This is a genomic window from Sphingomonas sp. AC411 (assembly GCF_979253035.1).
Genome location: NZ_CEEDAQ010000001.1, coordinates 1,696,679 through 1,717,592, shown reverse-complemented (window position 1 = coordinate 1,717,592; position 20,914 = coordinate 1,696,679). Strand labels below are relative to the sequence as shown.

General features: G+C 67.6%; 20 protein-coding genes and 2 pseudogenes. 15 read left to right on the top strand and 7 right to left on the bottom strand.

Annotated elements, in window-relative coordinates:
• Positions 1-146 precede the first annotated feature (146 nt).
• Positions 147-299, bottom strand: a complete 153-nt coding sequence (locus tag AC0IX7_RS08830) for a hypothetical protein (protein WP_471811408.1) — start codon at positions 297-299, stop codon at positions 147-149.
• Here AC0IX7_RS08830 and AC0IX7_RS08825 point away from each other — a divergent pair.
• The 5 genes and pseudogenes from AC0IX7_RS08825 to lysA all read left to right on the top strand — a co-directional run.
• A pseudogene (locus tag AC0IX7_RS08825) lies at positions 246-575 on the top strand (alkaline phosphatase family protein); the annotation flags it as partial. The gene AC0IX7_RS08830 and the pseudogene AC0IX7_RS08825 sit on opposite strands and share 54 nt — an antisense overlap.
• Positions 511-2,223, top strand: coding sequence for a phosphocholine-specific phospholipase C (locus AC0IX7_RS08820; RefSeq protein ID WP_471811406.1), 1,713 nt, complete (start codon positions 511-513; stop codon positions 2,221-2,223). The pseudogene AC0IX7_RS08825 and the gene AC0IX7_RS08820, both read left to right, overlap by 65 nt.
• Positions 2,224-2,388: 165 nt before the next feature.
• Positions 2,389-2,652: a hypothetical protein gene (locus AC0IX7_RS08815; protein WP_471811404.1), complete on the top strand. Its 264-nt coding sequence runs from the start codon at positions 2,389-2,391 to the stop codon at positions 2,650-2,652.
• A gap of 13 nt (positions 2,653-2,665) precedes the next feature.
• On the top strand, positions 2,666-3,181 hold the full coding sequence (locus AC0IX7_RS08810; RefSeq protein WP_471811402.1) for an SAM-dependent methyltransferase: 516 nt from the start codon (positions 2,666-2,668) through the stop codon (positions 3,179-3,181).
• Between the two features lie 281 nt (positions 3,182-3,462).
• Complete coding sequence (gene lysA, locus AC0IX7_RS08805) at positions 3,463-4,695, top strand: diaminopimelate decarboxylase (RefSeq protein ID WP_471813808.1); 1,233 nt, start codon at positions 3,463-3,465, stop codon at positions 4,693-4,695.
• Positions 4,696-4,710: 15 nt separating this feature from the next.
• On the opposite strand, the gene AC0IX7_RS08800 is transcribed toward lysA, so the two are convergent.
• Positions 4,711-4,989, bottom strand: a complete 279-nt coding sequence (locus tag AC0IX7_RS08800; protein ID WP_471811400.1) for a metal/formaldehyde-sensitive transcriptional repressor — start codon at positions 4,987-4,989, stop codon at positions 4,711-4,713.
• A gap of 287 nt (positions 4,990-5,276) precedes the next feature.
• Here AC0IX7_RS08800 and AC0IX7_RS08795 point away from each other — a divergent pair, with 287 nt between their 5' ends.
• The 4 genes and pseudogenes from AC0IX7_RS08795 to AC0IX7_RS08780 all read left to right on the top strand — a co-directional run bounded on the left by AC0IX7_RS08795 (position 5,277) and on the right by AC0IX7_RS08780 (position 9,758).
• Positions 5,277-5,417, top strand: a complete 141-nt coding sequence (locus AC0IX7_RS08795; RefSeq protein WP_471811399.1) for a hypothetical protein — start codon at positions 5,277-5,279, stop codon at positions 5,415-5,417.
• A gap of 54 nt (positions 5,418-5,471) precedes the next feature.
• Positions 5,472-7,220, top strand: coding sequence for an ABC transporter permease (locus AC0IX7_RS08790; protein ID WP_471811397.1), 1,749 nt, complete (start codon positions 5,472-5,474; stop codon positions 7,218-7,220).
• Between the two features lie 17 nt (positions 7,221-7,237).
• Positions 7,238-8,554: an ABC transporter ATP-binding protein gene (locus tag AC0IX7_RS08785; RefSeq protein ID WP_471811395.1), complete on the top strand. Its 1,317-nt coding sequence runs from the start codon at positions 7,238-7,240 to the stop codon at positions 8,552-8,554.
• A pseudogene (locus AC0IX7_RS08780) lies at positions 8,551-9,758 on the top strand (carbohydrate porin). The gene AC0IX7_RS08785 and the pseudogene AC0IX7_RS08780 overlap by 4 nt, the downstream one beginning before the upstream one ends.
• A 64-nt stretch (positions 9,759-9,822) precedes the next feature.
• Here AC0IX7_RS08780 and AC0IX7_RS08775 read toward each other — a convergent pair.
• On the bottom strand, positions 9,823-10,485 hold the full coding sequence (locus AC0IX7_RS08775; RefSeq protein ID WP_471811393.1) for a Fe2+-dependent dioxygenase: 663 nt from the start codon (positions 10,483-10,485) through the stop codon (positions 9,823-9,825).
• A gap of 91 nt (positions 10,486-10,576) precedes the next feature.
• Here AC0IX7_RS08775 and AC0IX7_RS08770 point away from each other — a divergent pair, with 91 nt between their 5' ends.
• The 6 genes from AC0IX7_RS08770 to AC0IX7_RS08745 all read left to right on the top strand — a co-directional run bounded on the left by AC0IX7_RS08770 (position 10,577) and on the right by AC0IX7_RS08745 (position 14,922).
• On the top strand, positions 10,577-10,909 hold the full coding sequence (locus tag AC0IX7_RS08770) for a hypothetical protein (protein WP_471811391.1): 333 nt from the start codon (positions 10,577-10,579) through the stop codon (positions 10,907-10,909).
• Between the two features lie 69 nt (positions 10,910-10,978).
• On the top strand, positions 10,979-11,932 hold the full coding sequence (locus AC0IX7_RS08765) for a c-type cytochrome (protein ID WP_471811390.1): 954 nt from the start codon (positions 10,979-10,981) through the stop codon (positions 11,930-11,932).
• Positions 11,814-12,206, top strand: coding sequence for a c-type cytochrome (locus AC0IX7_RS08760; RefSeq protein ID WP_471811388.1), 393 nt, complete (start codon positions 11,814-11,816; stop codon positions 12,204-12,206). Before AC0IX7_RS08765 ends, AC0IX7_RS08760 begins: the two co-directional genes overlap by 119 nt.
• A complete protein-coding gene (locus AC0IX7_RS08755) occupies positions 12,203-12,694 on the top strand; it encodes a (2Fe-2S)-binding protein (protein ID WP_471811386.1) in 492 nt (163 codons plus the stop codon). The genes AC0IX7_RS08760 and AC0IX7_RS08755 overlap by 4 nt, the downstream gene beginning before the upstream one ends.
• Positions 12,695-12,832: 138 nt before the next feature.
• Complete coding sequence (locus AC0IX7_RS08750) at positions 12,833-13,414, top strand: molybdopterin cofactor-binding domain-containing protein (RefSeq protein WP_471811384.1); 582 nt, start codon at positions 12,833-12,835, stop codon at positions 13,412-13,414.
• Entirely contained in the window at positions 13,411-14,922 is a 1,512-nt protein-coding gene (locus AC0IX7_RS08745) for a molybdopterin cofactor-binding domain-containing protein (RefSeq protein WP_471811382.1), read from the top strand. The genes AC0IX7_RS08750 and AC0IX7_RS08745 overlap by 4 nt, the downstream gene beginning before the upstream one ends.
• A gap of 78 nt (positions 14,923-15,000) precedes the next feature.
• Here AC0IX7_RS08745 and AC0IX7_RS08740 read toward each other — a convergent pair whose 3' ends face one another.
• From AC0IX7_RS08740 to AC0IX7_RS08725, 4 genes are all read right to left on the bottom strand, one after another.
• Positions 15,001-16,074: an alkaline phosphatase D family protein gene (locus tag AC0IX7_RS08740; RefSeq protein ID WP_471811380.1), complete on the bottom strand. Its 1,074-nt coding sequence runs from the start codon at positions 16,072-16,074 to the stop codon at positions 15,001-15,003.
• Positions 15,966-16,592, bottom strand: a complete 627-nt coding sequence (locus AC0IX7_RS08735; protein ID WP_471811378.1) for an alkaline phosphatase D family protein — start codon at positions 16,590-16,592, stop codon at positions 15,966-15,968. The genes AC0IX7_RS08740 and AC0IX7_RS08735 overlap by 109 nt, the downstream gene beginning before the upstream one ends.
• A gap of 22 nt (positions 16,593-16,614) precedes the next feature.
• Positions 16,615-19,239, bottom strand: a complete 2,625-nt coding sequence (locus AC0IX7_RS08730; RefSeq protein WP_471811376.1) for a TonB-dependent receptor — start codon at positions 19,237-19,239, stop codon at positions 16,615-16,617.
• Positions 19,240-19,515: 276 nt separating this feature from the next.
• A complete protein-coding gene (locus tag AC0IX7_RS08725) occupies positions 19,516-20,913 on the bottom strand; it encodes a TolC family protein (RefSeq protein WP_471811374.1) in 1,398 nt (465 codons plus the stop codon).
• Between the last annotated feature and the right edge of the window lies 1 nt (position 20,914).

Below are 20,914 nucleotides of genomic sequence, written 5' to 3'. Positions count from 1 at the left end.
GACCGTGACCGCGTCGCTGTCGCTCGACTTCTGATCCGAAAAGGGGTCGCTCGACTTCTGATCCGAAATGGGCATGGTCCGCGTGCGTTTGCGGACCATGTTCTTCACCTGTGGGTTGCCCGATGACTGATGTCTCTCGCCGTACGCTACTCGGTGCCGGCCTTACCGGGGCGGCGCTGTCCGCGTTTCCCGCGGCGATCGCGCGGGCGGCGGCGATCGCGCCCGACGTGAAGACGGGGTCGATCATGGATGTCGAGCACGTCGTCATCCTGATGCAGGAAAATCGCGGCTTCGATCATTATTTCGGGTCGCTCCGCGGTGTTCGCGGGTTCGCCGATCGCTTGCCGATCCCCGTTCCCGCGGAGTCCGATGCGACGAAGCCGGCACCGGTCTGGTATCAGCGCGACCGGACGGCCCCGGGCGGCGCGCGCACCGTGTCGCCGTTCCATCTTGCGACGCGCACGAATTTCGACCTGATGCGGATGGAGGGCACGCCGCACAGCTGGCCCGATGCGCAGCGCGGCTGGGACGAGGGGCGGATGGCGCACTGGCCCGAGGCGAAGAGCCAGCGCGCGATGGGCTATTACCGGCGCGAGGACATCCCGTTCCAGTTCGCGCTCGCCGAGGCGTTCACTGGTCTGCGACGCGTATCATTGCTCGGTCCAGACCGGCACCAACACCAACCGGCTGTTCCTGTGGAGCGGGACCAACGATCCCGGCGGCACCAAGGGCGGTCCGGCGATCGGCAATTCGCACGACAGCTTCGCCGAGGATGGCGGCAACCCCGAACCGTACCGCTGGACGACGGTGGTCGAGCGATTGCAGGCGAAGGGCGTCGACTGGCGCATCTACCAGGACATGGCGGACAATTTCACCGACAACCCGCTGGTCGGGTTCGCCGCGTTTCGCGACGCGCACCGGGGTGGCGGGGACTCGGCATTGCGCGAGCGCGCGTTGACGACGCGCGGGCTCGACGTATTGCGCGCCGACGTGCTCGCCGGGCGACTGCCACAAGTGTCGTACGTGATCGCCACGGCGAAGGGCTCCGAGCATCCCGGCCCCTCGAGCCCTGCGCAAGGCGCGGCCTATACCGTCGAGGTGCTCGACGCGCTGACCGCGGACCCGAAGGTCTGGGCGCGGACCGCGTTGTTGGTCATGTTCGACGAGAATGACGGATTTTTCGATCACGTCCCGCCGCCTGCACCGCCGTCGCACGCGGCAGACGGCACGGTCCTCGGCGGCTCGACCGTTGATCTTGAGGGCAGTTATCACCTTAACCCGAGCAAGGGCGATGCCGCGCTCGATCTGCCGGCGTATCGCGGGCGGGCTTACGGGCTGGGCCCGCGCGTGCCGATGTACGTCGTGTCGCCGTGGAGCCGGGGCGGGTGGGTCAATTCGCAGGTGTTCGATCACACCTCGGTGATCCGCTTCCTCGAACGCCGTTTCGACTTTCACGAGCCCAACATCGCGCCGTGGCGCCGCGCGGTCTGCGGCGACCTGACCTCCGCGTTCGACTTCACCGCTGCCGACCCTGCGCCGTTCGCCGCTATGCCCGATCCGCGTATCGACGCCGTGCGGGCTGCCGCGATCCCCAAGCAGGTGAGCCCGCAGGCGCCGGCCGGTTCGTCGCCTCCATGGCAGGAACCCGGGATCCGTCGTGCCCGCCCGCTACCGTATGCGTTGACCGTCGGCGAGACGATCGCCGATGGCGCAATCACGCTTCGCTTCGTCGTAGACGGGACGCAGGGCGCCGTGTTCCACGTCTATGATCGGACCAATCTGACCCAGACGCCGCGCCGCTTCACGGTCGAGCCCGGACGCGCGTTGGATGGGCGCTGGCCGTTCGATCACGAAGGTCGTTACGATCTCTGGGTGCTCGGTCCGAACGGGTTTCACCGCCACTTCATGGGGCACAGGGACGACCCGGCGCTGTTGTCCGGGCTGGTCTGGCGCGCGACCACGACCGAGATGGCATTGCTTCTCCCCGCCGGGCACCGCACGCACGAACTGACCGCGCGGACCGAACGCATCGGTGCCACGACCCAGGTGACGCCGTTGACCGAAGCGCAGCGTAGCTGGCCGCTGGGCAAGAACTATGGATGGTACGACATCACGGTCGTTGCGGCGAAAGTCCCGCACTATAGGCGCCGGGTATCGGGGCGTATCGACGCCCCCGGCCGATTGACGTGCAGCGACCCGTTCGGGATGTTTCAGCCGGTCTGACTCTCGTCATTCCGTAGCACCTGAGGGGCCGGAACGCGGCGAACCGAGCGCAACACTATGCGCGCACTATGCGATCGGCCGGGATCGATCTCGAAGCGCTATGCCGTGACCGGTAATTATCGGGGGCGGGCAGGACGCTCGCGATACGAAAGGCACGTAGGCGAAATGTCGTCTGAACCCATATCGGAGCCCGATCCTACAGGGCTCGTCATCTATGTCGGCCAGGATCGCGCAGGCCATTGGCTGGTCCAGGACAGCAGGCGTAACCTCGAAGGCCGCTTCATCTCGTACGGCGCCGCGATGCGCTATGCGCAGGCCGAGCGGGACATCTACCATGCGAGCGTCGAGATCGCCGATGTGCCGCTCACGCCGCTCGTGTCCTTTGCTCCGGTGGGTCGCGACGAGCGTGCGCTGCCGCGGGCGGCCTGACGGAGGGATGGAAATGAACGTACATGCTCTTCCCGTCCGGTTGCGCACGGCGATCGGCGGGGTCGCGTCGACGTGCCCGTCGCGGCACGTGTCGAAGGCCGCCGCCCATGACCCGCGCTGGCCCCAGATCGAGGCAGCCCTGGCGGCGCTGCGGACGAATGGCCGGCACGCGGTGCGCATCGTCGACGCCGAATGTGGTGCCGGGACGCTGCTGTTGCAGGCCTTGGCGGAGGCGAGGCGGCTTGGTTTCACGGCGATCGAGGGACGCGGCATCGACCGATCGCCGCTGTTGATCGGGCGGGCGCGGGCAGCGGCGCACCGCGTCACCGACCTGGCGATCGGCGTCGACTTCGCGGTGGCGGACATGGTCGCGGCCTTGCGCGACGAACAGGACCTGCCGGCCGATATCGTGATCTGGCACGACCTCGCGCGAAACCGTCGCCCGGAGGCAGCGCATGCCGTCAGGAACGCCGGGCGGATCGTGATCGCCGATGATGCCGCCTGCCAAGTTCGAGGAATCGCGGCATGACCCGGCGCGATATGCTCTGGCGCGGGATCGGCTTGGTGCTGGCGGTCGGGGCCTGCGGTGTGGCCGCGGCGATGAACGGGTCGGCGCAGGCGATGCTCGTGTTTCCGATCGCGCTGCTCGGCCTGACGCTGATTATCAACGGCAAGCGCGTGGCGGTGGTGCTGCGCGCCGAGCGTCATGGTCACGGGCACACCGCGCAAGCGATCCACGCCGTGCGACCTCCGTCGTACCCGCCGGCGGCCCGACCCGCCGCATTCCCGATAACCGGACACAGACCACGCATGACCTATTTCAGTCCGCGGGACGGCGTCCTGTGCGCCGAAGCCGTGCCGCTGCCCGCTATCGCCGAGGCGGTGGGGACACCCGCCCACGTCTATTCCGCCGCCGCGCTGCGCGATGCAGCGCACCGGTTCAGGGCGGCGCTGTCGATCCTGCCACGCGTGCGCGTCGCGTTTGCCGTCAAGGCGAACCCGAACGGCGCGGTGCTGCACCTGCTGGCCGGTTGCGGCTTCGGCGCCGACATCGTCTCCGGGGGCGAGATGCGGCGCGCGCTCGACGCGGGGATCGCGGCATCGGACATCGTCTTTTCGGGCGTCGGCAAGACCGACCGCGAACTCGCCGACGCGCTCGCTGCCGGCGTCGGTCAGTTCAACCTCGAACTGGAGGAGGAGGGACAGGTGCTCGCCGCGCTGGCCCATGCGCGGGGCAGGCGGGCGACGGCGGTGCTGCGCGTCAATCCCGACGTCGACGGCGGCACGCATGCCAAGATCTCGACGGGGCGGCGCGGCAACAAGTTCGGGGTGCCGATCGCCGACGTCCCCGCGATGTACGATCGACTGTCGCGGCTCGAGGGTCTCGACCTGGTCGGGGTGGCGCTACACATCGGCAGCCAGCTGCGCCATCTCGCGCCGCTGGAGGAGGCCTATGATCGGATCGGTCGGCTGGTGGCGGACTTGCGCGCGCGCGGCCATGTCGTCGGCCGCGTCGATCTCGGCGGCGGCCTCGGCATCTCCTACCGCGCCGACGAAGTCGTTCCGACGCTCGACGCCTACGCCGCCATGGTCGCGCGGGTCACGCGCGACTGGGACGTCGAACTCACGTTCGAGCCGGGGCGGGTGGTCGCAGGGCTCGCCGGCGTGCTTCTGACGCGAGTGATCTGGGTGAAGCCGGGCGTCGACCATCCGTTTGTGATCGTCGATGCGGCGATGAACGACCTCGCGCGGCCGGCGCTGTACGATGCCTTTCACCGGTTCGAAGCCGTTTCGCCGGACGGCGAGCGGATGGTCGCCACCATCGCCGGCCCGGTCTGCGAAAGCGGCGACGTGTTCGCGGTAGCGCGCGACATCGACCGTGTCCGCCGCGGCGACCTCGCGGTGCTGCACGCCACCGGTGCGTATGGCGCGGCGATGGCGTCGACCTATAACTGCCGCGCGCTCAGTCCGCAGGTAATGGTCGACGGCGATCGGTTCGAGATCGTTGCCGATCGCTATCTGCCCGAGGAGTTCGCGGCGTAGACGTTGCGCCGGCGATCAGGTGAGGTAAGCGTGGACGATCTCGACCAGCTCCTCGGCTGCGACGGTGCGGGGGTCGTCACGCGCGGTCGCAGGGTTGATCATGTGCTCGCGGATGTGATCCTCGATCACCTCGGCGATGAATCCGTTGAGCGCGCCGCGACACGAGGTGGCTTGCTGCAGGACCCGCGCGCACTCGCGGTCTTCCTCGATCGCGCGTTCGAGCGCCTCGATCTGTCCTTTCAGCCGCTTCAGCCGGTTGAGCAGCTTCTTCTTCTCTTTTTCGACATGGCTCATGGCCGACGTGCATCACCCTCTTGATCTATACCCCCTAGGGTATAGCGGGCGCTCGTCGCGACGCCAAGGGCGCCCGGCAGGTGGCGCAATCGCGGCACCGGTAACGAACAGGACGCACATGAAACCCCGATCTACCCCTTGTCCGGCGATGGCGACAGTAGCGGCTCTGCCCTGCTGACGATCACGGCTGGACGTCCCGGGTTCGGGCACGCCGTTCACGAATCGCGAGTGCGATCCGGCTGAGCGTCTGTCCCGGACTTGGCCCACGAGCCCGGAAGAGACGCATGATGACCAATATCGTTTTCCGCACGATCCAGCATGATCGCGCCATTCACGCCGCGCTGGCCGTCGCGCCGCTTCACCGTGGCCGCATCCTGCGAGGATGGGCGGCGCGCGGATCCCGTGCCGTGGCCGAGCGCTCGGCATGACGCGCGCCTGTCACGCGGCGACGCTAGCGCGTCCCGTCGGCGGGGAGGAATGGCATGGCGACTGATACGGTAGCGACTGCCGGCCCAGTCCGCTCGTTCTCGCGCATCCTCCGCCTGACGCAGCCCAACCGCGCCGACCTCATCGCCTTGGTGCTGCTGATTGGTGTCGCCGCGCTGCTGGTCCGCGGCGCCGAAGGCGTGGCCGAGCCGCTGTCGCGCCTGCGGGTCGAGCCGGTCACGCTCGATCCGCGCTATCTGCCCTATTATGCGTTGCGCACGGTGATCCGGATGTTCGCAGCACTCGCGGCGAGCCTGGTCTTCACGCTGGTCGTCGCGACGCTGGCCGCGCGCAGCCGCCGCGCGGGGCAGATCATCGTGCCGATGCTCGACATCCTGCAATCGGTGCCGATCCTCGGCTTCCTGACCTTTACCGTCACTGCCTTCATGGGGCTGTTCCCCGGCCAGATCCTGGGCGTGGAGCTGGCGGCGGTGTTCGCGATCTTCACCAGCCAGGCGTGGAACATGGCGTTCAGCTTCTATCAGTCGCTGCGCTCGGTGCCGTCCGACCTGGACGAGGTGACCCGCGGTTTCGCCTTGTCGCCGGTGCGCCGCTTCCTCCGGCTCGATCTGCCGTTCGCGACTCCGTCGCTGGTCTGGAACGCGATGATGTCGATGTCGGGCGGCTGGTTCTTCGTCGTCGCGTCCGAAGCGATCACGGTCGGGAACACGACCGTAACACTGCCCGGGGTCGGCTCATGGCTGGCGCTCGCGATCGCCCGCAAGGATTTCAGCGCGATCGGTCTGGCGGTGGTCGCGATGGGGATCGTCATCCTGCTGTACGACCAGCTGGTCTTCCGGCCGGTGGTCGCCTGGGCGGACCGCTTCCGGTTCGAACAGACCGCCAGCACAGAGCGGCCACAGTCCTGGGCCTACGACCTGTTCCGCCGCACGCGCCTGTTGCCCGTGCTGTTCGCGCCGGTCACCGCGCTCGGCCGGCTCCTGCTGACGCTCGACCGGGGCAGGGCGCGCCCGCGTGAGCGCCGCGTCCACGAACCGAGCATCGTGCTGGAACGGCTGTGGCAGGCGTTGGTCCTGGTATCGGTGGTCGCCGCGCTCTGGCTCGCGGGACGCTATGTCTTCGCGACGCTGCGGCTCAGCGATGCGGTCGCGGTGTTCGGGCTGGCCTGTATCACGATGCTACGGGTCGTCGTGCTGATCGCACTCGCCAGCCTCGTCTGGGTGCCGATCGGCGTCTGGATCGGCCTCAACCCCAAATGGGCGGAGCGCCTGCAACCCGTCGCGCAGTTCCTCGCGGCGTTCCCTGCCAACGTCCTGTTCCCGTTCGCGGTGATCGGAATCGTCCACTGGCGGTTGTCGCCTGACATCTGGCTGTCGCCGCTGATGATCCTGGGGACGCAGTGGTACATCCTGTTCAACGTCATCGCCGGTGCCAGCGCGATCCCGACCGACCTGCGCGAGGCGGCGGGGATGTTCGGCGTTCGCGGCTGGCAATGGTGGCGACAGGTCGCGCTGCCCGGCGTGTTTCCCTATTACGTCACCGGCGCGCTGACCGCATCGGGCGGATCGTGGAACGCCAGCATCGTCGCCGAAGCGGTCTCGTGGGGGACGCAGAAGGTCGAGGCGCACGGGCTCGGCACGTTCATCGCCAAGGCGACCGAGGCCGGCGACTATCCCCGCGTCGCGCTCGGCATCGCGGTGATGTCGATGTTCGTGATCGCCTTCAACCGGCTCGTCTGGCGTCCGATGTACGCCTTTGCCGAACGCCGTCTCCGGCTCGCCTGATGTCGAAAGGACAAGACATGGCAACAGCATTCCTCCGCGCTCCGGCCAGCCGCCCGCTCGTTCGGGTCGAGCACGTCAGTCATCGCTATGGCCGCGGCGATGGCGGCGCGCCGGTACTCGAAGACGTCAGCCTGACGCTGCACGAGGACGAGGTCGTCGGGCTGCTCGGTCGCTCGGGCTCGGGCAAGTCGACCTTGTTGCGTTCGATCGCGGGGCTGATCCGGCCCGACGAAGGGAGCGTACGGTTCGCCGACGTTCCCGACGGTCCCGCACATACGATCAGCATGGTCTTCCAGACCTTTGCGCTGTTCCCGTGGCTGACCGTGCTTCAGAATGTCGAGCTTGGCCTGGAGGCGCAGCGCGTTCCGGCGGACGAGCGCCGCACGCGCGCGCTCGCGGCGATCGACCTGATCGGTCTCGACGGGTTCGAGAACGCCTATCCTAAGGAATTGTCGGGCGGGATGCGGCAGCGCGTCGGGCTGGCGCGCGCGATCGTCGTCAATCCGTCGCTGTTGCTGATGGACGAGCCCTTCTCCGCGCTCGACGTGCTGACCGCCGAGACCTTGCGCACCGACCTGCTCGATCTGTGGGCGGAGGGGCGGATGCCGATCAAGTCGATCCTGATCGTCACGCACAATATCGAGGAGGCGGTGCTGATGTGCGACCGCATCCTCGTCTTCTCGTCCAACCCCGGTCGCGTCGCCGCCGAGATCAGGGTCGACCTGCCGCAACCGCGCGACCGGCTCGATCCCGCCTTCCGCAAGCTGGTCGACGACATCTATGCGCAGATGACCGCGCGTGCGCCGGCCGAGCCGGTCCGCGACGGGCTGTTCCCCGGCACCGGCATCCAGATGGTATTGCCGCGCGTCTCGACCAACGCGCTGGCCGGGTTGATCGAGGAAGTCGACGCCAGCCCGTTCGACGGCCGCGCGGCGATGGCCGATCTCGCCGATCAGCTCCAGCTGGAGGTCGACGATCTGTTTCCGATGGCGGAGACGCTCCAGTTGCTGCGGTTCGCCGAGTTGCAGGGGGCGGATATTCTCCTGACGCCGGCCGCGCGACGCTATGCGCAGGCCGACGTCGACACGCGCAAGGCGCTGTTCGCACAGGCGTTGCTCGCACACGTCCCGCTCGCGCAGCACATCCGCCGCATCCTCGACGAGCGCAGCGGGCATGTCGCCCCCGCGCGCCGGTTCCGCGACGAGCTGGAGGATCATATGTCGGAGGACTACGCGGACGAGACGTTGCGGACCGCGACGCATTGGGGCCGCTATGCCGAGGTGTTCGCGTATGACGAAGATGCGGATCGGTTCAGCCTGGACGATGTCGTGTGATCCGGCGGATTGCCGCGCTGGTGCTGGTGTTTGGATTCGCGGCGCCGGCCTATGCGCAGGACGAGCGGCCGACCGGCTATCCGCGCTCGGCCAACGAACGCTCCGATACGCCGGTCACGCTGTCGGCGGTGTATGTCGCCGATATCCGCAGCAACGTCTCGGGCGGGATCGCGCGCGGCACGCGGTACCTCGACAATCTCGATCTCCAGGTGGCGATCGACGCGGACCGCCTGGTCGGATGGCACGGCGCGCGGCTGTTCCTGTACGGGATCTATGACAATGGTGCGTCGCTGTCGGGCGATCTGGTCGGCGACGCGCAGGGGATATCGAACATCGAGACCAATGTGCGGGCGGCGCGGCTGTTCGAGGCATGGGTCGAGCAGGACGTCGGTCGCAACGCCGCGATCAAGCTCGGCCTGTACAACCTGAACTCCGAATTCGACACGACGCAGAGTGGCGGGCTGTTCCTGATCTCGTCGCATGGGATCGGCCCTGATTTTTCGCAGTCGGGGCGACGCGGTCCGTCGATCTTCCCGGTGACGTCGCTCGCGGTCCGGGGCGAAATGAAGCTCGCCGAGCATTGGCTGGGGCGTGTCGCGGTGCTCGACGGCGTCCCCGGCGATCCCGCGCATCCCCGGCGCACCGCGATCGCGCTGTCTTCGCGGGACGGTGCGCTTGTCGTCGGCGAAGTCGATTATCTCAATCGCGGGACGAAGGCGGCGATCGGGGTCTGGGGATACACCGCCCGGTTCGACGATGTCCGGTCGTCCGATCCCGCCGCGCCTCGACGCGGGAACAAAGGCGCGTACGTGTTCGCCGAGCACCGGCTGGTCGGCTCGCGCGCCGACGATGCGCACGGTCTGGCGGGATGGCTGCGCTTCGGCGTCGCCGACACTCGGTTCAATCGCATCGGACGGTATCTCGGTGGGGGCTGGTCCATACCGGCATCGCACCGGACCGTCCTGACGACCAGGTCGGCGTGTCCTTCGCCTCCGCCGGGTTCGGCGATCGCTATCGACGCGACCAATCCGGGGACGGCGGCGTGCGTGACGCGCACGAACTGGTGGTGGAGGCGGTCTATAACGCGGTGCTGACGCCGTGGCTGAGCGTCCAGCCGGATCTGCAATATGTCGTGAACCCCGGAGGCGACACGCAGCTCGAGGACGCCGTCGTGGTAGGGCTTCGCGTCAAGATCGGCCGTTGAGTCCGCGACCAGTGGCTTGGGACGGTCGGGAACTGTGGCATCAACATCGCACCCTGGCTCCGTCTTAATCTTCTGCCCAGCGCCTGAGCAGATTGGACTGCGTCTTCGCCAGCAGGTCCAGTTCCGGGGTCTTGCCCAACTGCTCGAACAGCGCGTGCCGGGCGGTTTCTAGATCGAACAGCAGCTCGCGGGCGTCGGCATCGCGGATCAGGCTGCGGACCCAGGTCACCGCGGCCAGTCGTTCGCCGGAAACGATCGGCGCCACGCGGTGCAGCGCGGTCGTCGGATAGACCACGGCATCGCCTGCCGCCAGCTTCACGTCCTGTTCGCCCGCCGCGGACTCGATCACCAGTTCACCGCCCTCGTAGGTGTCGGGATCGGACAGGAAGATCGTGACCGATACGTCGGTCCGCATCCCGCCCATGATCGCGTCGTCGACATGGTTGCCATAGGCCATGCCGGGCTCGTAGCGGCTGAACAACGGAGGGCGCACGACATGCGGCCGCGTCGCCATCCGGAACAGCGGGTTCGCCAGCAGCCGGTCGATCACGAGGTCCTGCATGTCGGCGAGCAACGGGTCGGTCCGGTCGACCTGCTCGTTGCGCTTGACCGGCCGCGCCTCGCGACCGGCGGTCTGGCGCCCGTCGACGAAGCGGGTCTTGCCGAGATTATCTCGCAGCCACTGGAGATTGTCGGCATCCAGAACGTTGGCAATCATGATAAGCATGGGGAAACTCGTGGCATCGGCATGGCGTCGGGTCGCAAGCACTATCAGTAAGCCCTCATGCGGCCAACGGCTTGGCGAGTAAGGAAATATCATGCGTACGAAATTGTGGATGGGCGTCGGTGCCTTCGTGGTCGCGCAATCGGGCCAGGCCATGCTGACCGAAGCGGCAGCCAAGCCGCTGGCGTCGTCGGTCGATCAGGTCGGCGAAGGCGGCGAGAACGAGCGCGGCGAGCGCGGCGAGGGAGAAGGTGAAGGCGAGGGGCGTCAGGTCGTCCGCTCGGCCAAGTCTCGGCATGTCGTCCGCAGCCCCGTCGCGCCCGCGCCGCGCAGCAGCATTCAGGCCAGCGTGGCGAAGGCGAGTATGAGGGTGGCGAGAACGAGCGAGGCGAAGGCGGCGAAGGCGAGCGCTGATCGAAAGACATAGCGGGGAATGAGCCGGTCAGGGATCACGCGCACCGTCATATGGGCCGCGATTGCGCTGTGCTTAGGCATAGTGGTCTTTGCGATCATCGCCTACCGACCGGCCATTGCGGCGGTGACGCGGCCTGATCCGCGGTTGTTCGATGCGGCGCTGGTCGCGCGCGGCGCCAATCTCGCACGGCTGGGGAACTGCGTTAGTTGCCACCAGGCCGCGGGCGGGCGTCCCTATGCGGGCGGCTATCCGATCAAGACGCCGTTCGGGACAGTCTACGGCAGCAACATCACGCCCGACCCGGTGACGGGAATCGGGGAATGGTCACCGGCTGCATTCAACCGCGCCATGCGGGAGGGTGTGGGACGTGACGGCAGCCATTTGTATCCGGCCTTTCCGTACACGCATTATGCGAACGTGACGGACAGCGATCTGGGCGCGCTGTACGCGTTCCTGATGACCCGACCCGCCGTGCGTGCGGTACCGCCGGCCAATACGATGATCCCGCCGCTCGGCTTTCGGCCCTTGCTCGCCGGCTGGAAGCTGCTGTTCTTGCGACCGCAGCCGATCGCATCCGATCCTCGCCAGTCGGCAGCATGGAACCGGGGTCGCTACATCGGCGAGACGCTGGCGCATTGCACCGCGTGCCACAGTCCGCGCGGTCTGTTGCAGCAGGAAAAGCGCGGCGCCGAGGCCTATGATGGCGGGTGGTCGGGCGGCTGGTATGCCCCTGCGATCAACGCGCGCTCGCCGGCAGTTCGGGCATGGACGGTGGACCGGCTCGATGCGTATTTCCGCACCGGCCTCAGTACCGCGCATGCCGCGGCCGCCGGGCCGATGGGGCCGGTCACGTATAATCTGGCGCGCGCTGCGCCGGCGGACGATGCGCGCGCTGGCGACCTATTACGCGTGGCAGATGCGCGACGCGCCAGCCGCGCGCGTCGAGCCGCCGCTGCCCGATCGTCGGGCGCTGGCATCGCAGCGGCATCCGGATGGCGCCCGACTGTACGACGGCGCCTGCGCGGTATGCCATGAGCCGGGTGCGGCGATGATGGTCGCGGGGCGCCCGGCCTTGCCGCTCGGCACGCCGCTGCACGAGGACAACCCCCGCGACACGATCCAGATCATCCTGCAGGGGCTGCGTCCGCCGGTGTCGGCGCACGGGCCCTATATGCCGGCCTATGCCGATGCGCTCGACGACCGTCAGGTGGCGCAGATCGTGGCGTATCTGCAGGCGCGGCACGGCACCGGACCGGCCTGGAAAGACCTGGAGAAAGACGTCGCCAAGGCGCGCGAGGAGGGCGAATGATCGACTTGACCGTCAACGGGGCGGCGGCGCGCGTCGACGTCGATCCCGCTACCCCGCTGCTCTATGTCCTCCGCGAGGATCTCCATCTCCATGCCGCCAAGTTCGGCTGCGGACTGGGGCAGTGCGGGGCGTGCACCGTGCTGGTCGATGACCGACCGGTATTCTCCTGCCTGATGCCTGTCGGTGCGATCGGGACGCGCAAGGTCACCACGGTCGAGGGGCTCGGCACGGCCGCCAGACCCGGCGACGTCCAGCGCGCCTTCCTCCACGAGCAGGCGGCGCAATGCGGCTATTGCATCCCCGGGATGATGGCGCGCGCGGAAGCGCTGCTGCGCCAGACGACCACGCCGACCGAAGACGCAATGAGGACGGCGATGGCACCGTCGCTGTGTCGGTGCGGAACGCACTTGCGGATTTTGCGCGCGGTTCGGCGCGCGGCGGTGATGCGCGGCGGCGGCGTAGTCGATGCCGCGGAACCGGTGACATGAGCGGGCAGGCGTCACGTCGCGATGTGCTGGGCGGGCTGCTGGTCGCATTCTCGCTCGCGCCCGCTGCCGCGCTAGCACAGACCGGCGGCGGCGAGGAGCGGCGGGCCACCGACGGTCGCGCCCGACCTGGCCGGGACATTGGCCAAGTTTCCCGATCTCGACGCCTGGATCCGCATCGCACCGGATGGTCGCGTGACGGTGTTCACCGGCAAGGTCGAACTCGGGACCGGCGTGAAGACCGCGATGGCGCAGCTGGCCGCCGACGAACTCGACGTGGCGATCGAGCAGGTCGATCTCATCACTGCGGACACCGCCCTGACCCCCAACGAGGGCGTAACCGCGGGCAGCCAGACGCTCGAGCAGAGCGGCACCGCGATCGCCAACGCCGCCGCCAACGTCCGGCTGTTGCTTGCCGAGACCGCGGCGGCTCGATGGGGCGTGGTCGCGACCACACTGTTCACGCGCGACGGCGTCGTGCTCGACGGGCAGGGACGGCGCGCGACCTATGCCGAGCTCGCCGCGTCGACGTCGCTGGCGGTGCGTGCGCGCGCCGACGTGCCGCGCAAGCGGCTGGCGGCGCGGCGGCTGATCGGCCGATCGGTGCCGCGCGTCGACCTGCCCGCCAAGCTGACCGGCCTGCCGAGCTATGTGCACGACATGACGCTGCCTGGCATGGTGCACGCCCGGGTGCTGCGCGGCCCTCGTCCGGCACGCGATTGACGCCGGACCTCGCCGCGCTGCGCCGGCAATCGGGTGTCGCAAAAGTCGTGCAGGTCGGGCGGTTCGCCGCGATCGTCGGACCGCGGGAGTGGCCGCTCGAGCAGGCGCTGCGGGTCGCCAACCGTGGCCGCTGGGTGCGCGACCCGGCGGTGCCGGCGCTACCGCCCATGCCGGCGGGACTGTTGACCATGCGCCGCGAAAGCCAGGTGATCGACACGCGTCGCGACGATCCTGCGGCGCAGGGCATTCGGCGGCTGACGGCGCGCTATGACCGCCCTTATCTGATGCACGGCGCGATCGGACCGTCCTGCGCGGTCGCCCTGTTCGCCGAGGGCCGGCTGACTGTCTGGACGCACAGCCAGGGCGTCGAACCGCTGCGCCAGGCGATCGCCGAGTTGCTCGCTATGCCGGCCGACCGCGTCCGCTGCGTCCACCGCGAGGGAGCGGGCTGCTACGGGCATAACGGTGCCGACGACGTCGCGGGCGATGTCGCGCTGATCGCGCGCGCGATGCCCGGCGTGCCCGTCCGGCTGCAATGGAGCCGCGAGCAGGAACATGGCTGGGAACCGCTCGGCCCGGCGATGCTCGCGCAGGTCGATGCGGCGCTGGACGCGTCGGGGCGGATCGTCGACTGGCGGCATCAGGTGTGGAGCAACACGCACAGCACCCGCCCGACGGCAGCCGGCGATCTTCTCGCCGGGGCCGAGGTGATGCCGCCTTTCACGCCGACGCCACCCAAGCCGATCCCGCAGCCGAACGGCGGCGGCGACCGCAATGCCATTCCGCTCTATCGCTTTCCCAACCAGACCATCGTCAGCCATTTCCTGCCCGACATGCCGGTGCGCGTCTCGGCATTGAGAGGGCTTGGCGCGCATCTCAACATCTTCGCGCTCGAAAGCTTCATGGACGAACTGGCGGTCGCGGCGGGACGTGATCCGGTCGCATTCCGACTGGCGCATCTCGACGATCCGCGCGCCGCCGCAGTGATCCGGCGCGCGGCGGACCGGTTCGGCTGGGAACGATACCGACCCGCACCCAATCGCGGGCGGGGTTTCGCCTTTGCGCGCTACAAGAATCACGGCGCCTATTGCGCGGTCGCGCTCGATGTCGAGCGTATCCCCGACGAGGGCCGGCTGATCGTCCACCGCGCGGTCGCTGCGGTGGACAGCGGCGAGGCGGTCAATCCGGACGGGATCCGCAACCAGGTCGAGGGCGGGATCGTCCAGTCGCTGAGCTGGACCGCGATCGAGGCGGCTGGCCATGACGGTGCACGCCGTACCGATTACGACTGGAGCACCTATCCCATACTCCGCTTCGCCGATGTGCCGCGCAGCGTGACCGTGGAGGTGATCGACCGTCCGGGCACGCCGTTCCTCGGCACGGGCGAGTGCGCGCAGGGCCCGACCGCTGCGGCACTCGCCAACGCGCTCACGTCCGCCATCGGGGTACGACCGAGAAGCATGCCGTTGATCAGTCCGCCATCGTCCGAACGAGCGTCGGACGTCTAGAGGTCGCGGCAGGCTGGCGAGTAGCCGGTCGTAAAGCACTCGCGAAAGGACTTCGCCTGTTGGTCCCGCGCGCACGGATCAAGCGCGTTGCAAGCCGGGCTTGCCGCGCTCGGTGACGAAGCTTGCGTGCGTCGTCAGCGTTCCGTTGCGCGTCGCGATCGTGTCGAGGACCTTCAGGTCGCCGCGCCACGCATCGCGGCCGACATCGCACAGCACATAGCCACGCTTGTCGGTCAGCGCCTTGAGGTTCGGATTTTCCGCGCGGGACGAGCGGGTATAGTCGTCATTCTCGCCTACACCGTCCGCACCCGAACTGATCGAGGTCGCGAGATATTCGCTGCTGATGATCTTGCCGTTGCTATGGTCCTGAATCAGGTCGCCGGCATAATGACGATGCGCGTCGCCGCTGACGGTCATCACGTTGCCGGGGCAATGCGCGTCGATATGCGCGAGCAGGCGGCGGCGGCTGTTCATATAGCCCGACCATTGATCCATCGAGACCAGCTGCTCGGGCTGCCCCGCCTTGTGATAGGTCAGGTTCATCAGGCAGACCTGTTGCGCGATCAGGTTCCAGCGTGCCTTGGAGCGATCGAGCCCCTTGAACAGCCATGCCTCCTGCGGTGCGCCGGTGATCGACCGTTCGGTCGCGAACGCGTCCGGTCCCTGCGGCGCATCACGATCGCCGTACACCTGATCGGAGCGATATTGCCGCGTATCGAGGAAGAACGCGTCCATCAGGTCGCCGAACCGCGCGCCGCGATACATCTGCATGTGCGATCCGTCGGGCATCGACGAACGGCGCAGCGGCATATGCTCGTAATAGGCCTGCATCGCCATTGCGCGGCGCGTGCGGAACACTTCCGGCGCGGTGTTGTCCTGATCGATGTCGCCGGCCCAGTTATTGTCGATCTCGTGATCGTCGAAGCTGACGAACCACGGCGCGGCGGCGTGCGCGGCCTGCAGATCGGGGTCGCTCTTATATTGCGCATAGCGCTGGCGGTAATCGCCGATCGAATAGATTTCATGGCCGAGATGCCGGCGGATCAGCGGCTTTTGGCATTGCGCGGTTGCTCGCCGCGATCGGGACCCTCGTAGATGTAATCGCCGTAGTGGAACACGAAGTCGATCGGCTCGGCGGCGATGTGCCGCCACGCGGTGTAATAGCCTTCCTCGTAATGCTGGCACCCGGCGACCGCGAAGCGCACGCGGTCGAGCGGTGCGCCCGGCGGGGGCAGGGTGGCGCCGCGCCCGGCGGCGCTGCGCTCGCCGCCGCAGGTGAAGCGATACCAATAGGGCCGCGCGGGGGCGAGCCCGGCGACTTCGACGTGGACCGAATGCGCCAGCTCAGGGTGCGCGATCGCCTCGCCGCGCTGGAGCACCTGGCGGAATTCGGGGTCGGCGCTGACTTCCCACGCGACCAGCACCGGGGCCATCATCATGCCGCCGTCGGGCTGAAGCGGCAGCGGCGCGAGCCGGGTCCAGATGACGAAGCCCGAGGCATCCGGATCGCCGGCCGCGACGCCGAGCGTGAACGGCGGCGTCGGAAAGCGCGGGTCCTCGATCAGGTTGCGCGGGCGCACTTCGGCGGCACCGGCGCGCCATGGCAGCAGACCGGCCGCGGTCAGGCTCCCCAGCGCGGACAGAAGATAGCGGCGGTCGACTTCGTACATGGTCGTAACTCCGTTCGGCTGATCAGCGCAGCATGATGTGGAAAAAGGCACCCTGGCCATAGTCGTCGACTTCGCTGACGTAGCGAAGGCCGTTGCCGACCAGGAATTTCGGCTGGTCGTTGAGCAGGTTGGTGATCTCGTATTTGAACGTCACGTGCGACGTCACGCGGTGCCACAGCCCGAGGTTGACGGTGGTCAGCTCGGCACGGCCATTGTCGTCCTGCGCGGTTTCGCCGATGCCCTCCATGTAGCTGCCGCGGTGCGTGACGGTGGCGCGGAACGCCCCGTCGATCGCGGGCAGGCGCAGCGTCGCACCGCCGTTGATGATCCATTTCGGCTGGTAGATCAGCCGGTCGAGCGAGCGCGTCCCGGCATCGCTGGTGATCGACATCCGGCCCTTCAGCCAGGTCGCGTTGAAGAACGGATCGATCCGCTGGCCGAACAGGTTCACGTCGTGATCGGCCGCCTGGAACTCCACGCCGTACAGTCGCGAGCTGTCGGCGTTGAGCGGCTGGCGAACCCGGTAGTTGACGTCGTCGATCAGCTGCGTCGTGGTCAGCGTGAAGATGTCGTCCTTGATCCACTTGGCGAAGGCACCGAGCGAGATGATGCCGTCCTTGTGGAAATACTGCTCGAACTGGACATCGAGATTGTCCGATCGGCGTGGGCGCAGATCGGGGTTGCCGCGGCTGATCGAACAATCCTCGTCGCCGCAATTGAGCGATTCCGGCTGGGCGATGTTGCCGGGCGTCGGACGGCCGAGCGTACGGCTGTACGAGAACCGCAGCTTCTTGCCGCCGGCGAAGTCCTGGATGCCGGTGAACGACGGCAGCAGATACTGGTACCCGCCCTTGCTTCGCGTCATCACCGCCGACGCGGTGCCGCCGGTGATCGTCGGCTGGAACGCGGAAAAGCGCGTGTGGTCGTAGCGGACGCCGGCGACCAGCGTGGTGTCGTCGGTGGCGTAATGGAGCGACAGATACGGCGTTACCAGCCGTTCGGTATAGCGATAATCGCCGGTGATGCTGTCATAGGTCGAATTGGGTACGTCCTTGACGAACTTGGGCCACAGCTCGCTCTTCACCCGCGCGTAATCGACCCAGGGGAAGGATTGCGGCGCGCCGACCGGTACATAGCCGGGATCGTAGAGATAGGCGTTCATCGCCTGGCCGAGCTTGTATTCGGTCATGTCGACGTTGCGCGACAGTTCCAGGTTGCGGAATTCGATGCCGGTGACGAACCCGAAGCCGCGATCCTCGGGCTCGGCGTTCCAGCCATAGTCGACGCGCGCATTCGCCAGCCCCTCATTGGCCATGCGGTAGGTCGTCTGCGCGGTGCTGAGCTTGTAGGGCGACCCGATCACCATGCCGGGCTTGTTGATCCCGGTGACGTATGGCAGCCCGCCATTGCCGTCGTTCGCCGCGGCCCAGTCCAGCGAAAGCCCGGTCGGATACGTGCGAACGCCGATATAGGGCTGCGTATTGTCGTACCTGGCGCGCGTATAGCCGCCGCGAACGCGCAGCGACGAGCGGTCGTCATGCCATTCGACATTGCCGATCGCGCCGACCGTCGCCTTGTTCCAGGTATCGTAGCGATAGCGCGAATAGATGCTGTTGATGTCCGATCCGCCGCCCTCCGCGGTGAGATCGCTGACCGCATTCTTGGTGTAGAAATCGTTCTTGTTCATCGTCGAGGATTCCCACTGACGATAATTGAACCCGAGCAGTGACGCATAGATATCGGTGCCGAGCGGGCGCCATTCGAACTTTGCCGAGCTGCCCGCGGTCTGGAGGCGGTTGGTGTAGCTGCCATAGCTGTGGTTGTAGGGCACGGCGATGCCGTTCCACGCCGGATCGTCCGGCCCCGCCAGCTTCTTGCCGGCATCGTCGAAGTAATATTTGGTATCCTGCCACCATTTGCGCGAGTTGCGGATGCGGTTTTCGTAGCGTGCCGACAGGACCACGCCGAACTGGTCGCCCGCACCGAATTTGTCCGCGAACACCATCTTGCCGCCGCCACCGAAATGCGGCGTGCTGCCGTTGCCGGCATTGCTGCCGCCATCACCCTTGAACGACGAATAGATGCCGTAGCCGTCGACCATCACGTAGCGCCGCTTGAGCGCGAAGGCGCTGCGCGTGACCACATCGACGATGCCGCCGATCGCCGCGCCGTCCTGCTCGGCGGTGAAGGTCTTGTAGACGTCGTTGTGGAAGGAGAGTTCGGACGGGATCTGCTGGAGGTTGACCTTGCGCGAGCCTTCGCCGTCATTGCCGATCGTGGCGAGGGTGATCCCGTCGATCGTGGTTTGGTTGAGATCGGGCGAGATGCCGCGGATGCTGACGAAGCGCGGCGCATCGCCGTCCTCGATCGCGCTGATCCCGGGCAGCAGGATCAACTGGCCGGCGACGCTCCCGTCGGCGGACAGCGTCTCGAGATCGTCGTAAACGATCGAATCGCGGACCGACGTCGACTGTTCCTTGTCGGATCGGATCGCGCGTTCGCCCATGACGACGATATCGGACTTGGTCTGGTCGGGATCGGCGGTCGGGTCCTCGGCGTTTGCGGCACTGGCGACGAAAAGCAGCGGGAGCGTACACGCGGCGGAGGCGATGAGGCGGACGCGCCGAGTGGGCGAAAGAAACGACATTGGGCCAGCATCTCCGACAGGGATGAGCAGAGTGGCTTCCCGGACACGGGAAGGTGGGCTCCGCCCTTGCACGAGACCGTTCTACGGCCTCGATTGCCGCGCTTATGCTGCCGCAGCGACAGAAGCGTGTCAGTTATGCTGACGTTTTATGACGGTCGGCCTATTTCGGATAAGGCGTGAAGTTCACACCACGGCTGACGTCAGGCGGCGTGCATCACGCTCGTCTCGGCCTGGGTTGGCGCTATTTCTGGTTTTTACGCTAGCCCGTGCGTATCGCTATTCCTGGCTTAGTTTCAGCGCTGCTCGATCGGCGGTCGCGGCGGCCAGCTCGGCACGGGCGGATGCGATGCGCGCTTGTGCATCGACCAGGCGAACGCGTGCGTCGGTGGCGGTCTCCTCGCGCTGGTTCACCAGGAAGAAGTCGGCCGATCCCAGTTCGAACCGACGGCGCTCGGCGTTGGCCAGTCGGTCGGCAAGCTGGCGCTCTTCGTCGGCGATCGACGCGAGGCGTTCGGCAGCATTCACCGCGATGACGATCCCCTGGACCTCCACACTGATCTGGTCGCGCAGGAACCGGCTGCGCTGGCCGAGCGCGTCGATCTCTGCACGCGCCTCGGCGACGCGGCCCTTGGCGGAGCGGTTCTGCAACGGGACGCTGAACTTGAACCCGACCGCGGCCTCCAGCGGCGTCCGGTTGGGTCCGCCGAGGCCGACCGGGCCGACATCCTTGCCGACCTCGCCGCGCAGGTCGAGCCGCGGCGACAGGTCGTTCTCCGCCAGGATCAGCCGCGACGTCGCCTGGTCGATCCGCGCGAGCACCGCGCGGTAATCGGGGCGCTCGACCGGCCCCGCCCGGGTCTTCGCGACGGCCAGCGCTGCCAAAGCGCCGGCATCTGCAGGCATGCGATCGTCCGATACCGTCACCGGCGCGCCTGCCTCGTCGCGCAGATAGAGCGACAGCGCATTGGCGGCCGCCGCGACATCCTGTTCCGCGCGTACCGCCAGCGCGCGACGCCGGACGAGGTTCTGGTCGTTCTCGACGAGCAGGATCTCTGGCCTTGCGCCCAGCGTCACCAGCCGGCCGATCGCGCTGCGGCGCTGCTCGGCGAGCTGCAACAGGTCGCGATAGGCGCGCAGGCGCAAGCCCGCCGCGACCCAGGCCTGATAGGCGTCGACCGCGCGCCGCTGCACGCCGATCGCGACCATATCCGCCTCGAACCGCGCGACGTCGATCTCGGTGCCGGCGATGGTCCGCCTCGTGCGGCGCTCGTCGATCACCCGGTCGCGCAGCAGCGCGAACAGCGCGCCGACCTTCGCCTCGCCCAGCTTGTTGGTATAGGCCTGGTCCTCATAGACCGGGAACGTGCCACGCGACGCGCGGTAGTTGCCATAGACATAGCCGCCATTGCCGGTGAGCGGCCGCGTCGCCCGGCCCTCGACGACGGTGCCGTCGTAATAGCCGGCGACGCGCGCCTTCGAATCGACGTCGAACACGGTGTCGAACGCCCCCTCGGCGGACAAGGCTTTCCCGTCCGCCTGACGCACCTTGGCGAGCGCCTCGACGATCTGCGGCGCCGAACGCGCGGACGATCGCAGCACCTCGTCGAGCGTCAGCGGCGCGACTTGCGCGGACGCGATTGCTGGGCTCAGCACCACGAGCAGAATGGCGATCATC

Excerpts from the sequence above, each read along its gene's own strand:
- AC0IX7_RS08830 (WP_471811408.1), bottom strand. The coding sequence starts at position 299 with ATGATCGAAGCCGCGATTTTCCTGCATCAGGATGACGACGTGCTCGAC.
- AC0IX7_RS08820 (WP_471811406.1), top strand. The coding sequence starts at position 511 with ATGCGCAGCGCGGCTGGGACGAGGGGCGGATGGCGCACTGGCCCGAGG.
- AC0IX7_RS08815 (WP_471811404.1), top strand. The coding sequence starts at position 2,389 with ATGTCGTCTGAACCCATATCGGAGCCCGATCCTACAGGGCTCGTCATC.
- AC0IX7_RS08810 (WP_471811402.1), top strand. The coding sequence starts at position 2,666 with ATGAACGTACATGCTCTTCCCGTCCGGTTGCGCACGGCGATCGGCGGG.
- lysA (WP_471813808.1), top strand. The coding sequence starts at position 3,463 with ATGACCTATTTCAGTCCGCGGGACGGCGTCCTGTGCGCCGAAGCCGTG.
- AC0IX7_RS08800 (WP_471811400.1), bottom strand. The coding sequence starts at position 4,989 with ATGAGCCATGTCGAAAAAGAGAAGAAGAAGCTGCTCAACCGGCTGAAG.
- AC0IX7_RS08795 (WP_471811399.1), top strand. The coding sequence starts at position 5,277 with ATGACCAATATCGTTTTCCGCACGATCCAGCATGATCGCGCCATTCAC.
- AC0IX7_RS08790 (WP_471811397.1), top strand. The coding sequence starts at position 5,472 with ATGGCGACTGATACGGTAGCGACTGCCGGCCCAGTCCGCTCGTTCTCG.
- AC0IX7_RS08785 (WP_471811395.1), top strand. The coding sequence starts at position 7,238 with ATGGCAACAGCATTCCTCCGCGCTCCGGCCAGCCGCCCGCTCGTTCGG.
- AC0IX7_RS08775 (WP_471811393.1), bottom strand. The coding sequence starts at position 10,485 with ATGCTTATCATGATTGCCAACGTTCTGGATGCCGACAATCTCCAGTGG.
- AC0IX7_RS08770 (WP_471811391.1), top strand. The coding sequence starts at position 10,577 with ATGCGTACGAAATTGTGGATGGGCGTCGGTGCCTTCGTGGTCGCGCAA.
- AC0IX7_RS08760 (WP_471811388.1), top strand. The coding sequence starts at position 11,814 with ATGCGCGACGCGCCAGCCGCGCGCGTCGAGCCGCCGCTGCCCGATCGT.
- AC0IX7_RS08755 (WP_471811386.1), top strand. The coding sequence starts at position 12,203 with ATGATCGACTTGACCGTCAACGGGGCGGCGGCGCGCGTCGACGTCGAT.
- AC0IX7_RS08735 (WP_471811378.1), bottom strand. The coding sequence starts at position 16,592 with ATGTACGAAGTCGACCGCCGCTATCTTCTGTCCGCGCTGGGGAGCCTG.
- AC0IX7_RS08730 (WP_471811376.1), bottom strand. The coding sequence starts at position 19,239 with ATGTCGTTTCTTTCGCCCACTCGGCGCGTCCGCCTCATCGCCTCCGCC.
- AC0IX7_RS08725 (WP_471811374.1), bottom strand. The coding sequence starts at position 20,913 with ATGATCGCCATTCTGCTCGTGGTGCTGAGCCCAGCAATCGCGTCCGCG.